Raw genomic sequence first — 16,185 nt, 5'->3', positions numbered from 1 at the left:
GGGTAACTCCTGTGAAGTGCTGTACCGGTGGGAGTGCCCAGCATCGTTCCACAGGAGGGTGCGCCAAGGAACCGGCCGGGCCGGAGTTTTCCGTGCAGATCCGGTGGGGGAAACGACGGAGCGCCGCCGGCGGTTCCCGGTGGGGAACTCGTCGGCGGCGCCGGGTGGTTCGGTGGCCGGATCCGGCCGGTCAGCCGCGCTCGGCGGAGCTGCCCTTGGGGGCGGCCGCCTGGTCCTTGCCGGGTCCTGTGTAGTCCTCGCCGTAGGCGCCCTTGGCCGGGCGGCGGCGGCGCAGCGGGGGCTCGACGCCGTCGGCGAGCCGGCGGGCGGTCAGCAGGAAGCCCGTGTGGCCGATCATGCGGTGGTCGGGGCGGACGGCCAGGCCCTCGACGTGCCAGGTGCGGACCATGGTTTCCCAGGCCGAGGGCTCGTTGAAGGTGCCGTGTTCGCGGATCGCCTCGACCGTGCGGGCCATCTGCGTCGTGGTCGCGACGTAGGCGCAGAGGATGCCGCCGGGGACCAGGGCCTTGGAGACGGCCTCCAGGCACTCCCAGGGGGCGAGCATGTCGAGGATGACGCGGTCGACGTCGGTGTCGGAGAGGTTGTCCTGGAGGTCACCGACGGTGAGCGTCCATGCGGGGTGCGGGCCGCCGAAGTAACGCTCGACGTTCTGGGTGGCGATCTCGGCGAAGTCGGCGCGGCGCTCGTAGGAGTGCAGCATGCCGTCGTCGCCGATGGCGCGCAGCAGGAAGCTGCTGAGCGAGCCGGAGCCCACACCTGCCTCGACGACGCGGGCGCCGGGGAAGATGTCGGCCATCGCCAGGATCTGCCCCGCGTCCTTGGGGTAGACCACGGCGGCGCCGCGGGGCATGGACAGGACATAGTCGGGGAGCAGCGGGCGCAGCGCGAGGTAGGCGACGTTCCCGGTGGTACGGACAACGCTGCCCTCGGGAGCACCGATCAGCTCGTCGTGGGGGAAAGCTCCCTTGTGGGTGTGGAAGCTTTTTCCCTCTTCGAGCGTGAAGGTGTAGTGGCGTCCCTTGGGATCGGTGAGCTGGACCTGGTCCCCGACCTTGAAGGGCCCGCGACGGCGGGCGGCACCGGTCGGTTCGGACATGTGACCAGCCTACCGGCCCGTCGGGACGCCGCGGACCAGTGGGCGGCCGGGAGACGGCCGGCGCGGGGTCAGGGCTTGCGGGCCATGGCGGAGACGAAGGCCCGCTCGACGTCGGCGGTGGACAGGACGCCGTAGATCTCGCCGGTCTCCTCGATGACGAGGTATTCGGTGGCGGGGGTGGCGCGCAGGTACTCCAGAAGGTCCTCGCCGGCGAGTTCGGCGGAGACCCGCATACCGTCCTTGAGGTCCTGGGCGAGGGTGCCGACGGCGACCCAGGGGCGGCGGTGGTCGGGGACGCCGATGATGGCGGCCTCGCGGACGAGGGCGGTGGGGGTGCCCTGGCGGTCGACGACGACCAGGGCACGGGCGCCGGCGTCGTTGGCGCGGCGCAGCGCCTCGGAGAGCGGGGTGTCGGTCTCGACGGGGACGGCGCGCCGGGTCAGGGTGCGGGCGGTGAGGTCGGGGAGCCGTTCACGCAGGCGGGCCATGCGCAGGCTGTTGCCGGCGCCGGTCCAGATGATCGCGGCGAGGATCGCGGCGAGCAGGGCGTCGGTGAGCGAGTCGGCGCCGCCGATCTCGGGGCGGGCGGTACCGAGGGCGCCGGTGTGGGTGAGCAGCGGCAGGCCGATGAGGACGGTGACGGCGAGCGCGCGGCCGACCCAGGCGGCGGCGACGGTGCCGCTCATGGGTTTGCCGGTGATCTTCCAGACGACGGCGCGCAGCATCCGGCCGCCGTCCAGGGGGAGCCCGGGCAGCAGGTTGAAGATCGCGACGATGAGGTTGGAGATCATCAGGCCGGCGAGCAGGACACCGGGGACGGTGCCGGGTTCGACCAGCTGCATACCGGCGTAGAAGACCCCGGCGAGGACGAGGGAGAGCAGCGGGCCGACGAAGGCGAGGACGAACTCCCTGCCGGGGGTCTCGGTCTCCTTCTCGATCTCCGAGACGCCGCCGAAGAACTGCAGCTGGATGCGCCGTACGGGGAGCTTGAAGCGGAGCGCGGCCACGGTGTGGGCCAGCTCGTGGACGAGCACCGAGGCGTAGAAGGCGACGGCGAAGAACAGCGAGACGAGGTAGCGGGCGGCGCCGAGCTCGGGAAGTACGCGCTCCAGCTGGCCGCCGAAGACCCAGGTGATCAGGGCGGCGACGAGGAACCAGCTGGGCGCGACGTAGACGGGCACGCCGAAGGGACGGCCCATCAGGATGCCGCCCCCGGGCCTCCGCTTGCCCGGCGCGGGTGCCTTGGGCCCGTTGCCGCCCTCGGGCGGCTCGGGCGGCTGGGGCCGCACGGACTCCTCGGGGTCCTGCGACTTCCCGCTCTCGTCCACGGCGTCCCCTCATCGAATACGGCATTCGCCCCTGCTCGGCCTGATATCTCGATCATGCAGGGCGCAGGGGTCCAGGGTCGATGGTATGCGGAGTGCCCCGGCCCGCTCCGCTGCGGGGCCCTTGCGGCGCTGACCCGTCCGCGCCTGTCAGTGGCGGGCCGTAGGGTTTTGTGGCATGGGATGGAGCACGGAGCAGGCCGGGGCGGGCACACAGGGCGGGGAAGCCGGGACGGGCACACAGGCTGCCGGGGCGGGCGGTGAGACTGCCGGGTCGGGAGCGCGGGTCGGGGAGCAGCCGCGGCCGCCGGTGGCGCTGTCGCCGTCGCGGGCGAGCGATTTCATGCAGTGTCCGTTGCTCTACCGCTTCCGGGTGATCGACAGACTGCCCGAGAAGCCGAGCCCGGCGGCGACCCGCGGCACGGTCGTGCATGCGGTGCTGGAGCGGCTCTTCGACGCGCCGGCGGCGGAGCGTACGGCCGTCGGGGCGCGGGCGATGGTTCCGGGCGAGTGGGAGAAGCTGCTGGGCAAGCGGCCGGAGCTGGCGGAGCTGTTCGCGGACGACGCGGAGGGTGAGCGGCTGGCGCAGTGGCTGGCCGAGGCCGAGGCGCTGGTGGAGCGGTGGTTCTCGCTGGAGGATCCGACGCGGCTGGAGCCGGCGGAGCGTGAGCTCTATGTCGAGACGGAGCTGGATTCGGGGCTGCGGCTGCGGGGGTTCATCGACCGGGTGGATGTCGCGCCGACGGGCGAGGTGCGGATCGTCGACTACAAGACCGGCAAGGCGCCGCGGCCGCAGTTCGCCGAGGGCGCGCTGTTCCAGATGAAGTTCTACGCCCTGGTGGTGTGGCGGCTGCGCGGGGTGGTGCCGCGGCGGCTGCAGCTGGTCTATCTGGGCAGCGGCGATGTGGTGACGTACGACCCGGGTGAGGCCGATCTGCGGGCGGTGGAGCGGAAGTTGCTGGCGCTGTGGGAGGCGATCCGGCTGGCGACGGAGACCGGCAACTGGCGGCCGCGGCCGACGAAGCTGTGCGGCTGGTGCGACCACCAGGCGCACTGTCCGGAATTCGGCGGCACTCCCCCGGTGTACCCGCTGCAGATCCGCCCGCCGGAGGGCGGTGGGGTGCCGCAGGGCAGAATGGGGGAGATCTAGCGCAGTTGCCCTACCAGGCGCTGTTCGCCCGGACAGGCCTATCAAAGGAGAGCTCGTGGCCATCCGCGTCCTGCTGGTCGACGACCAGCCCCTGCTGCGTACGGGATTCCGGATGATTCTGGAGGCGGAGCAGGACCTGGCGGTGGTCGGGGAGGCCGGTGACGGTCTGCAGGCGCTGGAACAGGTGCGGGCGCTGCAGCCCGATGTGGTGCTGATGGACATCCGGATGCCCCGGATGGACGGCGTCGAGGCGACCCGGCAGATCACCGGGCCGGCGAAAGACGGGCCGGCGAAGGTGCTGGTGCTGACGACGTTCGATCTGGACGAGTATGTCGTCGAGGCGCTGCGGGCGGGGGCGAGCGGCTTCCTGCTCAAGGACGCGCCGGCCCATGAGCTGGTGCAGGCGATCCGGGTGGTGGCGGGCGGCGAGGCGATGCTCGCGCCGAGCATCACGCGCCGGCTGCTGGACAAGTACGCCGGGCATCTGCCCTCGGGCGAGGAGCCGGTGCCGGACACCCTGCACACCCTCACCGAACGCGAGGTGGAGGTGCTGAAGCTGGTGGCGCGCGGGTTGTCGAATGCGGAGATCGCCGCGGACCTGTTCGTGAGCGAGACGACGGTGAAGACGCATGTGGGACATGTGCTGACGAAGCTGGGGCTGCGCGACCGGGTGCAGGCGGCGGTGTACGCGTACGAGAGCGGGCTGGTGCGCCCCGGCGCCCAGTAGCCGGCGGGTTCCTGACGGCCTGGCAGACGGACGGCGGCGGGGCCGGCCCGGGGAGATTCCCGGGCCGGCCCCGCCGCCGTGTGACAGGTCAGGTCAGGCCTGAGTCGGCTTGCTGATCTCCCAGAACCGGAAGACGGTCGAGGGGTCCAGGGTCCATTCCAGGCCGGAGACGCCCTCGCGGGCCACCGCGTACTGCTTGCCCTGCCAGAGCGGGATCATCGGCACGTCCTGCGCGACGATGTCCTGCAGCTGCCGGAACTGGGCCTTGGTGGCGCCCCGGTCCGGCTGGTCGGCCGTCTTGGGCAGCAGGTGCCCGGTGATGGTGGGCGAGCTGTAGTGGTTGGCCACCACACTGTCCTTGCCGAAGAACGGCGCGGTGAAGTTGTCGGGGTCCGGATAGTCGGGGATCCAGCCCTTGACGTAGACACCGAACCGGCCGGCGGCCACGCCCTGCTCGTACTCCTTGGTGGGCAGGGTGCGCACCTTGGCGTCGAAGAGGCCGCTGGCGTTGAGCTGTTGGGCGATCTCCTCGAAGGCCGGGACGGTGCCGGGGCCGAAGCGGTCGGGGGTGGCCCACAGCGTGAGCGGCACCTTGCCGTTGTAGCCGGCCTGGCGCAGCGCGTCCTTCGCCTTCGCGGGCTTCGGGCTGTCGCCGTAGGTGTTGAAGAAGGAGGTGCTGTGGCCGGTGATGCCGGCCGGGACGATCGAGTACAGCGGCACCGCGGTGCGCCGGTAGACGTCCCGGACCAGGGTCGAGCGGTCCAGGAGGTAGGCGATCGCCTTGCGGACGCCCAGTTTGCCGGCGACCGGGTCCTTGAGGTTGAAGACCAGGTGCATGACCTCGGCGCTGGCGCCCTCGACGACCTGGGTGCCGTGCTGCTGCTTCAGCGAGGCGTTGTCGAGCGCCGCGATGTCCTTCATGGACAGGCCGCGGTAGGCGACATCGACATCGCCCTTCTCGACTGCCGTCTTGAGCTTGTCGGGGCGGTCGAAGAACTTCACGGTCATCCCGGAGTTCTTGACCTTGGCGGGACCCTTGTACGAGCCGTTGACGCCGAAGACGGCCTTCTGGGAGCTGTACTCCTTGAGGGTGTAGACACCGGAGCCGGTGGCCTTGCCGTCGGTGCGCAACCGGTCGGCGGGGTAGTCGGCGTGGTCGACGATCGAGCCGGCGCCGGAGGCTATCTTCATCGGGAAGGTCGCGTCGGGCGACTTCAGCCGGAAGATCACGGTTTTGGCGTCCGGTGCCTCGACCGTGTCGAGCGCGGAGAACATCACGGCGGGGCCGCTGCGGTCCTTGATGCGCCGGGTGCGGTCGAAGGAGTACTTGACGTCCTTGGAGGTCAGCGGGTCACCGTTGCTGAACTTGAGGCCGTCCTTGAGGGTGCAGCGGTAGACCTTGCTGGCGCCGTCGGTGAAGCCGCAGCGTTCGGCGGCCTCCGGCTCGGGGGTGGTGCTTCCCTTGGGGAAGCTCAGCAGGGACTGGAAGACGTTGTTGAACAACAGCCACGATCCCGGCTCGTAGCCGGAGGCCGGGTCGGTGGACTGGACCTTGTCCGTCATTCCCATGACCACGGGCTCGCCGGTGCCGGCCGCCCCCGAGTCGTCCGTGCCGCACCCGGCGACCGCGAGCAGGGCTGTGGCCAGCCCGGCTCCGATCGGTGCGGCCAGCCACTGGTCACGCTTCCTCACTAAACGGTCCTCACGTTCTGGGTGGTGCCTGTCGGGCCGCGGCGGGGAGGCCGTGGCGGGGGTGTACTGCATCGGCCGGATCGGCGGGCTCAGTCGGCGACGCCGCGGCCGAGCTCCCAGATCTGCAGCGACGAGGAGGAGTTGAGCGCCCACTCGATGCCGGTGACGTCATCGCGGGCGACCACGTACTGCTTGCCCTGCCACAGCGGGAGGAGCGGTACGTCGTCGGCGATGAGGTCCTGCGCCTGCTTGAAGTTGGCCGCGGCGGCGTTGCGGTCGCTCTGCTGCCGGCTGTCCGGGATCAGCTGCGACTCGATCTTGGGGTTGCGGTACGGGGAGCCGAGGAAGTTCTGCTTGCCGATGAACGGCGCGATGTAGTTGTCCGGGTCGGGGATGTCCGCGAACCAGCCCATGTTGTAGACGCTGTACTTGCCGTGCAGGGCGTCGGTCCGGTACTGCTGCCAGCTGTCGACGCCCTTGACGCTGACGTCGAACAGCTTGGTGCTGTTGAGCTGGCTCTGCAGCGCACGAGCTTCCTTGGCGGTGCTGGAGCCGTAGTGGTTCGTGGTGTACGCGAGGGTGAACTTCACCGGGGTGGAGATGTTCGCCTGCTGCAGCGTCTTACGGGCGGCGGTCGCGCTGGGGTTCCCGTACTTGGTGAAGAACGAGTTGATGTGGCCGGTGAGGCCGGTGGGAACCATCGAGTAGAGCGGGTCGCCGGTGTAGGAGTAGACGTCGCGCACCAGCTCCGAGCGGTTGACGATCTGCGCCATCGCCTTCCGCACGGCCTTGTTGGAGACGGCCGGGTCCTTGGTGTTGAAGGCCAGGTAGCGGATCTCCTGCCCCGGCATCTCCTGGATCATGACGTGCTTGTCCTGGGAGTTCTGCAGGCCCTTGATCTGGTCGGGCGACAGCCCGCGGTACATCAGATCGACCCCACCCTTGCGCAGCGCCTGCTCCGTGGCCGTGGAGTCGGCGTAGAAGCGCATCTCGACCTTGTCGCTCTTCACCTTCACCCCGCCCTTGTAGGTGGGGTTCTTGGTGAAGGTGGCCTTGGTGATGCGGTTGTTCTTGCGCTCCGTCTTCAGCGTGTACGGGCCGGAGCCGACCACGTCGAAGCCGCTGTAGAGGCGGCCCTTGGGGTACACCTCGCTGTCGACGATGGCCGCGGCGGGGGTGGCGAGCTTCTGCGGGAAGGTGGCGTCCGGCTTGCGGAGGTGGAAGACCACCTCCTTGTCGTTGGGCGTCTCGACCTTGTCGATGTCGTCGAGCAGCGCGACCGGACCGTTGGTGTTGTTGATGGTCCGCATGCGGTCGAGGGAGAACTTGACGTCCTGTGCCGTCAGGGCGTGCCCGTTGGAGAACTTCAGACCGCTGCGCAGGGTGCAGCGGTACTGCTCGTTCTGGGTGTCGCGGAACCCGCAGGATTCGGCCGCCTCGGGCACCGGCGCGGTGCCGGTCCTGGGCAGTCGCATCAGCGTCTGGAGGGTGCCGCGCAGCATGTTCCACGCATCGACGTCGTAGGCCTGCGCCGGGTCGAGCGGCGCGGGCGCCGCCTTGGTCGCCTCGATCACGGTGGGGACGCCCACGACGATCGGATCGCCGCCTTCGCCCGCGCCGTCCGTGCTGCCACAGGCTGCGAGAACGGGGGCGAGGAGACCGGCCAGCGCCGGCAGCACCAGGGTCTTGCGATTCATCGTCGGCAGGTTCCTTATCAGCGCAGAGGTGTTGCTCGCGTCGACATTAGTAGGAACGGCCAGCCACTCTCAGACACAAAGGAGTTGATTCGATATGGGCTCCGGATAACGGCGGGCGGGCGATCGATATCCGGACGGTGGAACGATTCGCGCGTTGCTCCACCAATCCGGACACTTACCCCCGCCCGAACCCCCCGTCAGCCCCTCTGGAACACCCAAGGGCCCCCCTGTCGACGGCCCGGCACGTGAGAAACGTCACGCGCTCAAGGGAACGCGGTGAGGCCGGAATTCGGTCATCGCATTCGTCACGGAAAATGAGCGGGCCGCTCCCCTCGGTTCTGAGCGGCATTCTCCGGCGCACGCTCAGTGCACGGATCCCCGGCTTTCCGTGATGAGCGTACGGAGAAATGGGAGATCCACTTCTTCCAGCGAGGGCACCACCGTACGGCCGGCGGCCGGCGGGATCGGCGTCACCGAGGGCACCGCGACGACCGGGCAGCCCGCGGCCTCCCCCGCACTCACCCCGGTCAGGGTGTCCTCGATGACCGCGCAGCACGCCGGGTCGGCTCCCAGGCGCGCGGCGGCCGTCAGATACGGGTCCGGGTGCGGTTTGGTGCGCTCCAGGTCGTCGCCCGCGAGGGTCAGCCGGAAGTTCTCCGGGCCCAGGGAGTGCAGCATCCGGTCCACGATGGCGCGGTGCGAGGCGGAGACCAGGGCGGTGGGCACCTCATGGGCGGCCAGCTCGGCCAGCAGGCGGCGGGCGCCCGGCATCAGGGGGACGCCACGCCCGATCCGGGCCAGGAAGGCGGCGTTGAGCAGCACACTGAGCTCGGTCAGGGTGATGTCGACACCGGTGGCCTGAATCAGATACCCGGCGCTGCGGGTCATCGGGCCGCCGACCACGACCTCGCGGTGGGTGTCGTCGAGGATGTGGCCGAGCTCGGCAAAGACCTCCGCCTCCGCCTCCCACCAGAATCCCTCGGTGTCGACGAGCGTGCCGTCCAGATCGAGGAATACGGCTTGGAGGGTCGCGGCTTCGGCCGTTCGGGTGCCGACTGCGGGGATGCTGCTGGTCATCCATCCACCTCCGTTGCGACGTCCCCGAAGGGACGAAAGGGCCGGTCGCCCTCCCCGGCTGGGGAAACGACCGGCCACTACCGGACCGATAAGTGTACGACGGTACGGGCCGGAATGCGTGGTGACCGAGGTCAGGGCCGTTCCGGGGCCGGCCCTGACCCGCGCACGCAGAATTACCGAGTGTCACGGCGCCCCCAGTAGCGCTCCCCGGCCTCCGGGTCCGCTTCGGGGTGGCCCGCTACCGCGCGTTGAAGTACTTCGCCTCCGGGTGGTGGATGACGATGGCGTCGGTGGACTGCTCGGGGTGCAGCTGGAACTCCTCGGAGAGCTCCACACCGATCCGCTCCGGCCGCAGCAGGTCGGCGATCTTGGCGCGGTCCTCCAGGTCGGGGCAGGCGCCGTAGCCCAGCGAGAAGCGCGCGCCGCGGTACTTGAGCGCGAACATGTCCTCGACGTCGGCCGGGTCCTCGCCCGCGAAGCCGAGCTCGGCGCGGACCCTGGCGTGCCAGTACTCGGCGAGGGCTTCGGCCAACTGGACGGACAGGCCGTGGAGTTCGAGGTAGTCGCGGTAGGAGTTGGCCTCGAAGAGTTCGGCGGTGGCGCCGCCGATCCTGGAGCCGACCGTGACGACCTGGAGCCCGACGACGTCCCTCTCCCCGGTCTCCTCGGGGCGGAAGTAGTCGGCCAGGCACAGGCGGCGGCCGCGGCGCTGGCGGGGGAAGGTGAAGCGGGTGCGCTCGGTGCCGTCCTCGTGCAGCAGGATCAGGTCCTCGCCCTTGGACACACACGGGAAGTAGCCGTGCACGACGGCGGCTTCCAGCAGGTTCTCGGTCTGGAGCTTGTCGAGCCAGCCGCGCAGCCGGGGGCGTCCCTCGGTCTCCACCAGCTCCTCGTACGTCGGGCCGTCTCCGGTGCGGGCCTGCTTGAGGCCCCACTGCCCCTTGAAGAGGGCGCCCTCGTCCAGCCAGGACGCGTAGTCGGCGAGCTGGATGCCCTTGACGACGCGGGTTCCCCAGAACGGCGGCTCGGGGACCGGGTTGTCGATGGCGACGTCGGAGCGCACCGCGCCCTCGGGCTCCTCGACCTCCAGCACCGCCGTATCGCGCTTGGGCACCCGGCGCTGCTTGAGTTCGGGGAGGGTGGCGCCGGGCACGCCGCGCTTGACGGCGATCAGGGCGTCCATCAGGCGCAGGCCCTCGAACGCGTCGCGGGCGTAGCGGACCTCACCCTCGTAGATCTCGTGGAGGTCCTGTTCGACGTAGGCGCGGGTGAGCGCGGCGCCGCCGAGGATGACGGGGAAGTCGGCCGCCATCTTGCGCTGGTTGAGCTCTTCCAGGTTCTCCTTCATGATCACCGTGGACTTGACCAGCAGACCGGACATCCCGATGACATCGGCGCGGTGTTCCTCGGCGGCTTCCAGGATCGCCGAGACCGGCTGCTTGATGCCCAGGTTGACCACGTTGTAGCCGTTGTTGGACAGGATGATGTCGACGAGGTTCTTGCCGATGTCGTGGACGTCGCCGCGGACGGTGGCCAGCACGATGGTGCCCTTGCCCTCGTCGTCCGACTTCTCCATGTGCGGCTCAAGGTAGGCCACCGCGGTCTTCATGACCTCGGCGGACTGCAGCACGAACGGCAGCTGCATCTGCCCCGACCCGAACAGCTCGCCGACGACCTTCATGCCCTCCAGCAGGGTGTCGTTGACGATGTCGAGAGCCGGGCGGTCCTGGAGGGCTTCCTCCAGGTCGGCGTCGAGGCCGTTCTTCTCGCCGTCGATGATGCGCCGCTTGAGGCGCTCCTCCAGCGGCAGGGCGAGAAGTTCCTCGGCCCGCCCGGCCTTCATCGACTTGGTGTTGACGCCCTCGAACAGCTCCATCAGCTTCTGCAGCGGGTCATAGCCCTCGCTGCGCCGGTCGTAGACGAGGTCGAGGGCGGCCTTGACCTGCTCCTCCTCCAGCCGAGCGATCGGCAGGATCTTGCTCGCGTGCACGATCGCGGAGTCCAGGCCGGCCTTGACGCACTCGTCCAGGAACACGGAGTTGAGGACGATGCGGGCGGCCGGGTTCAGGCCGAAGGAGATGTTGGACAGACCGAGCGTGGTTTGGACGTCCGGATGGCGCTTCTTCAGCTCGCGGATCGCCTCGATGGTGGCGATGCCGTCCTTGCGGGACTCCTCCTGGCCCGTACAGATGGTGAAGGTCAGGCAGTCGATGAGGATGTCGGACTCGTGGATGCCCCAGTTGCCCGTCAGGTCCTCGATCAGCCGCTCGGCGATGGCGACCTTGTGCTCGGCGGTGCGGGCCTGGCCCTCCTCGTCGATGGTCAGCGCGATCAGCGCCGCGCCGTGCTCGGCGGCCAGCGCGGTGACCTTCGCGAACCGCGACTCCGGGCCGTCCCCGTCCTCGTAGTTGACGGAGTTGATCACCGCACGGCCGCCGAGCTTCTCCAGGCCGGCCTGGATGACGTTCAGCTCCGTGGAGTCCAGCACGATCGGCAGGGTGGAGGCGGTGGCGAACCGGCCGGCCAGCTCCTCCATGTCGGCCACCCCGTCCCGGCCGACGTAGTCGACGCACAGGTCGAGCATGTGCGCGCCCTCGCGGATCTGGTCGCGCGCCATCTCCACGCAGTCGTCCCAGCGGCCCTCCAGCATCGCCTCCCGGAACTTCTTCGACCCGTTGGCGTTCGTCCGCTCGCCGATCGCCAGGTACGAGGTGTCCTGGCGGAACGGCACCGTCTGGTACAGCGAGGCGGCGCCCGGCTCGGGGCGCGGCTCACGGGCGGTGGGGGCGGTGCCGCGGACCCGCTCGACGACCTGCCGCAGATGCTCCGGCGTCGTACCGCAGCAGCCGCCGACCAGGGAGAGGCCGTACTCGGCGACGAAGGTCTCCTGGGCGTCGGCCAGCTCCGCCGCCGTCAGCGGGTAGTGCGCCCCGTTCTTGCCCAGCACCGGCAGGCCCGCGTTCGGCATGCACGCCAGCGGGATGCGGGAGTGCCGGGCCAGGTAGCGCAGGTGCTCGCTCATCTCGGCGGGGCCGGTGGCGCAGTTCAGGCCGATCATGTCGATGCCCAGCGGCTCCAGCGCCGTCAGCGCGGCACCGATCTCCGAGCCCAGCAGCATGGTGCCGGTCGTCTCCACGGTCACCGAACAGATCACCGGCAGGTGGGTGCCGGTGACCTTGAGCGCCCGGCGGGCACCGAGAATGGCGGCCTTGGTCTGCAGCAGATCCTGCGTCGTCTCCACCAGCAGGGCATCGGCGCCACCGGCGATCATGCCCTCGGCGTTCTGCTGGTAGGCGTCACGCAGCGTGACATACGGGGCGTGGCCCAGCGTCGGCAACTTGGTGCCGGGCCCCATGGAGCCGAGGACGTAGCGCTGCTGTCCGGTGGAGGCGGTGAACTCGTCGGCGACCTCACGGGCGATCCGGGCACCGGACTCCGACAGCTCGAAGACCCGCTCGGGGATGTCGTACTCCGCGAGCGCGGCGAAATTCGCACCGAAGGTATTGGTCTCCACGCAGTCGACACCGACCGCGAAGTACTCCTCGTGCACCGAGCGCACGATGTCGGGGCGGGTGATGTTGAGGATCTCGTTGCAGCCCTCGAGCTGCTGGAAGTCCTCCATGGACGGATCCTGCGCCTGCAGCATGGTGCCCATCGCCCCGTCGGCGACCACCACCCGCGAGGCAAGCGCCTCACGCAGGGATGCGACGCGAGACGTGTTGTCGGACGTTGGCGTGTTCGAGGCCATGGAGATGCTCCCGTGGTTGCGACGGCTGTCGGCTTTGCACCCGCCTTCAGAGGGCGCACCCGGCCAGCGTAGCTGCCGGTCCGGTACACGTGTTCCCCGTTCCACGCCGTGGACAGCACCGCTCGGCCCCCCTCACCCCCCTGCGCGCACCATCCATGATCGTTGGCAGACTCCGTTCGCCCGGCAAAAGGTTGCGGAACGCTGACCGAAGTCGGCATGGACCGATATCGTTCAGCATTGTCGAACCGCTCACTTCGGAGGTTGCCCGATGGCACGCACCATCCAGTCGCTGGAGCGCGCCGCAGCGATGCTGCGGCTGCTCGCAGGAGGGGAACGGCGGCTGGGGCTCTCCGACATCTCCTCCTCACTGGGACTGGCCAAGGGCACCGCCCACGGGATCCTGCGCACGCTGCAGCAGGAGGGCTTCGTCGAGCAGGACGCCACGTCCGGCCGCTACCAGCTGGGCGCGGAGCTGCTGCGGCTGGGCAACAGCTATCTGGACGTGCACGAGCTGCGCGCCCGGGCCCTCGTATGGACCGACGATCTGGCCCGCTCCAGCGGCGAGGCCGTCTACCTGGGCGTCCTGCACCAGCAGGGGGTGCTGATCGTCCACCACGTCTTCCGTCCGGACGACAGCCGGCAGGTGCTGGAGGTGGGCGCGATGCACCCGCTGCACAGCACGGCGCTGGGCAAGGTGCTCTCGGCGTACGACCCGGTGGCGCACAGCGAGATCGTCGAGGCGGACCGGACGGCGTTCACCCCGCACACGGTGACCGGGCTGGGGGACTTCGAGCGGCTGCTGGACCTGATCCGGGCGCGGGGCTGGGCCGCGGATGTGGAGGAGACCTGGGAGGGGGTGGCGTCGGTGGCGGCGCCGATCCACGACCGGCGGCGGATGCCGGTGGGCGCGGTGGGCGTCACGGGGGCGGTCGAGAGGGTCTGCCAGGAGGGCGATCTGCGGCCGGAAATCATCGCTGCTGTGAGGGATTGCGCACGCGCCGTGTCCCGGGATCTTGGTGCAGGGCGATTCTGACCTGATTCACCCCATAAGTTCACCTAAGTTTTTCGCCACGGAACCCTTGACGGGGTTCTACCGGTGAACAAAACTGCCGTTCGTCGGTCGGCATTGTCGAACACCTAACGGCAATATTCGCTATGGTGGGGCATTGCCGCGGGCCGACCACCGCCCTCTCGGAGGGCGCGGACCACCGGACGGGACCCGGGGTTCGTCTTCCCCTGGACGAAGGACAAAGGAGTCGCGGGTGTCCAGCTCCGACATCTTCATCAGCGAGACCATCGGTACCGCTGTTCTGATCTTGCTCGGCGGTGGCGTCTGCGCCGCCGTCACCTTCAAGCGCTCCAAGGCGTTCAACGCCGGATGGGTCGCCATCGCCTTCGGGTGGGGCTTCGCCGTCCTCACGGGTGCCTACATCGCCGCGAAGTCCGGCGCACACCTCAACCCTGCGGTCACCATCGGTCTCGCCATCAAGGGCGCCATCGAGTGGAGCCAGGTGCCGGTCTACTTCGGCGGCGAGATGCTCGGCGCCATGATCGGCGCGGTGCTGGTGTGGATCACCTACTACGGGCAGTTCCAGGCCCATCTGAGTGACCCCGAGGTGCTGGCCGACCACACCGGCGAGGAGGGACTGGTCGACCAGTCCGCCGCCCCGTCGGCCGGACCGGTCCTCGGCATCTTCTCCACCGGCCCGGAGATCCGGAACGCGGTGCAGAACCTGGCCACCGAGATCATCGCCACCACCGTGCTCGTGCTGTCGATCCTCACGCTCGGTCTGAGCGACAACGGCAAGGGCGTCGGCGTGATCGGCACCCTGCTGGTCGCGCTGGTCGTCACCGGCATCGGCCTGTCGCTCGGTGGTCCGACCGGGTACGCCATCAACCCGGTCCGCGACCTCGGCCCGCGCATCGTGCACGCGCTTCTGCCGCTGCGGAACAAGGGCGGTTCAGACTGGGGCTACGCCTGGATCCCGGTCGTCGGCCCGCTCATCGGCGGAGCCCTCGCCGGTGGTATCTACCAGGTGGCGTTCGCCTGAGCCGCCTGACCGCCCCGACTCCGCCCGCACCGACTTCTTGGAGCACACCATGAGCGACACCCCCAGCACCGCCTCGCACGGCCACGGTCCGTTCATCGCGGCCATCGACCAGGGCACCACGTCCAGCCGCTGCATCGTCTTCGACAAGGACGGCCGGATCGTCTCGGTCGACCAGAAGGAGCACGAGCAGATCTTCCCGAAGCCGGGCTGGGTCGAGCACGACGCCACCGAGATCTGGAACAACGTCCAGCAGGTCGTCGACAGCGCCGTCGAGAAGGCCGGTCTCACCGCCGCCGACGTCAAGGCGATCGGTATCACCAACCAGCGCGAGACCACCCTCCTGTGGGACCGCACCACCGGTGAGCCGGTCCACAACGCCATCGTCTGGCAGGACACCCGCACCGACGCGCTCTGCAAGGAGCTCGGCCGCAACGTCGGCCAGGACCGCTTCCGCCGCGAGACCGGCCTGCCGCTGGCCTCGTACTTCGCCGGCCCGAAGATCCGCTGGCTGCTCGACAACGTCGAGGGCCTGCGCGAGCGCGCCGAGCGCGGCGACATCCTCTTCGGCACCATGGACTCCTGGGTCATCTGGAACCTGACCGGCGGCGTCAACGGCGGCGTGCACGTCACCGACGTCACCAACGCCTCGCGCACCATGCTGATGAACCTCCACCGCCTGGAGTGGGACCAGAAGATCCTCACGTCGATGGAGATCCCGGCGGCCGTGCTGCCGGAGATCAAGTCGTCCGCCGAGGTCTACGGCCGCACCACCAGCGGCGTGCTGGCCGGTGTCCCGGTCGCCTCGGCGCTCGGTGACCAGCAGGCCGCGCTGTTCGGCCAGACCTGCTTCGAGCAGGGCGAGGCCAAGTCCACGTACGGCACCGGCACCTTCATGCTGATGAACACCGGCCACGAGCCGGTGAACTCCTACAACGGCCTGCTGACCACCGTCGGCTACCGCATCGGCGAACAGGAGCCGGTCTACGCCCTGGAAGGCTCCATCGCCGTCACCGGCTCGCTCGTCCAGTGGATGCGCGACCAGATGGGCCTGATCAACAGCGCGGCCGAGATCGAGACCCTGGCCAGCACGGTCGAGGACAACGGCGGCGCCTACTTCGTGCCGGCCTTCTCCGGCCTGTTCGCCCCCTACTGGCGCTCGGACGCGCGCGGTGTCATCGCGGGCCTGACCCGCTATGTCACCAAGGCGCACATCGCGCGCGCCGTGCTCGAGGCCACCGCCTGGCAGACCCGCGAGATCACCGACGCCATGACCAAGGACTCCGGCGTCGAGCTGACCGCGCTCAAGGTCGACGGCGGTATGACCTCCAACAACCTGCTGATGCAGACCATCTCGGACTTCCTGGACGCGCCCGTGGTGCGCCCGATGGTCGCCGAGACGACCTGCCTCGGCGCTGCCTACGCGGCCGGACTGGCCGTCGGCTTCTGGTCCAGCACCGACGAGCTGCGCGCCAACTGGCGCCGGGCCGCCGAGTGGACCCCCCGGATGGATGCGGCCACCCGTGACCGCGAGTACAAGAGCTGGCTCAAGGCTGTGGAACGTTCCATGGGCTGGCTCGATGACAGCACTGTCGAGGAGTAAA

General features: G+C 69.5%; 11 protein-coding genes. 5 read left to right on the top strand and 6 right to left on the bottom strand.

Translation table 11 applies throughout. The features are described 5' to 3' along the window. Window positions 1-190: 190 nt before the first annotated feature. Together D9V36_RS34445 and D9V36_RS34440 are read right to left on the bottom strand one after the other, a co-directional pair. Window positions 191-1,117, bottom strand: coding sequence for a tRNA (adenine-N1)-methyltransferase (locus D9V36_RS34445; RefSeq protein WP_088796884.1), 927 nt, complete (start codon window positions 1,115-1,117; stop codon window positions 191-193). Window positions 1,118-1,185: 68 nt separating this feature from the next. Next, window positions 1,186-2,445 (bottom strand): site-2 protease family protein, encoded by a 1,260-nt coding sequence (locus D9V36_RS34440; protein WP_129297211.1) that lies wholly within the window; start codon window positions 2,443-2,445, stop codon window positions 1,186-1,188. A 175-nt stretch (window positions 2,446-2,620) separates the two neighbouring features. Here D9V36_RS34440 and D9V36_RS34435 point away from each other — a divergent pair, with 175 nt between their 5' ends. Together D9V36_RS34435 and D9V36_RS34430 are read left to right on the top strand one after the other, a co-directional pair. Beyond that, on the top strand, window positions 2,621-3,592 hold the full coding sequence (locus D9V36_RS34435; protein ID WP_129297210.1) for a RecB family exonuclease: 972 nt from the start codon (window positions 2,621-2,623) through the stop codon (window positions 3,590-3,592). 55 nt (window positions 3,593-3,647) lie between these two features. Beyond that, a complete protein-coding gene (locus D9V36_RS34430; RefSeq protein WP_088796887.1) occupies window positions 3,648-4,319 on the top strand; it encodes a response regulator in 672 nt (223 codons plus the stop codon). Between the two features lie 93 nt (window positions 4,320-4,412). On the opposite strand, the gene D9V36_RS34425 is transcribed toward D9V36_RS34430, so the two are convergent. The 4 genes from D9V36_RS34425 to metH all read right to left on the bottom strand — a co-directional run bounded on the left by D9V36_RS34425 (window position 4,413) and on the right by metH (window position 12,533). Beyond that, window positions 4,413-6,011 carry an ABC transporter substrate-binding protein gene (locus tag D9V36_RS34425; protein WP_129297209.1) on the bottom strand — a complete coding sequence of 533 codons (1,599 nt, stop codon included), beginning with the start codon at window positions 6,009-6,011 and terminating at the stop codon, window positions 4,413-4,415. An 89-nt stretch (window positions 6,012-6,100) separates the two neighbouring features. Next, window positions 6,101-7,708, bottom strand: a complete 1,608-nt coding sequence (locus D9V36_RS34420; protein WP_129297208.1) for an ABC transporter substrate-binding protein — start codon at window positions 7,706-7,708, stop codon at window positions 6,101-6,103. Between the two features lie 363 nt (window positions 7,709-8,071). Then, the gene (locus D9V36_RS34415; RefSeq protein ID WP_129297207.1) at window positions 8,072-8,785 is read right to left on the bottom strand and encodes an HAD family hydrolase; all 714 of its coding nucleotides are present in this window, start codon (window positions 8,783-8,785) and stop codon (window positions 8,072-8,074) included. Window positions 8,786-9,023: 238 nt separating this feature from the next. Further along, entirely contained in the window at window positions 9,024-12,533 is a 3,510-nt protein-coding gene (gene metH / locus D9V36_RS34410) for a methionine synthase (RefSeq protein ID WP_129297206.1), read from the bottom strand. A 268-nt stretch (window positions 12,534-12,801) separates the two neighbouring features. Here metH and D9V36_RS34405 point away from each other — a divergent pair, with 268 nt between their 5' ends. The 3 genes from D9V36_RS34405 (at window position 12,802) to glpK (ending at window position 16,184) form a co-directional block, all read left to right on the top strand. Continuing rightward, complete coding sequence (locus tag D9V36_RS34405; protein WP_129297205.1) at window positions 12,802-13,566, top strand: IclR family transcriptional regulator; 765 nt, start codon at window positions 12,802-12,804, stop codon at window positions 13,564-13,566. A 229-nt stretch (window positions 13,567-13,795) separates the two neighbouring features. Next, window positions 13,796-14,584 carry an MIP/aquaporin family protein gene (locus D9V36_RS34400; RefSeq protein ID WP_129297204.1) on the top strand — a complete coding sequence of 263 codons (789 nt, stop codon included), beginning with the start codon at window positions 13,796-13,798 and terminating at the stop codon, window positions 14,582-14,584. A gap of 49 nt (window positions 14,585-14,633) precedes the next feature. After that, on the top strand, window positions 14,634-16,184 hold the full coding sequence (gene glpK / locus D9V36_RS34395; RefSeq protein WP_129297203.1) for a glycerol kinase GlpK: 1,551 nt from the start codon (window positions 14,634-14,636) through the stop codon (window positions 16,182-16,184). Window position 16,185 lies beyond the last annotated feature (1 nt).

It is taken from the genome of Streptomyces lydicus (assembly GCF_004125265.1).
Lineage (GTDB): Bacteria > Actinomycetota > Actinomycetes > Streptomycetales > Streptomycetaceae > Streptomyces > Streptomyces lydicus_C.
The sequence above is the reverse complement of the archived record's forward strand: the minus strand, read 5'-3'. Positions and strand labels throughout refer to the sequence as shown.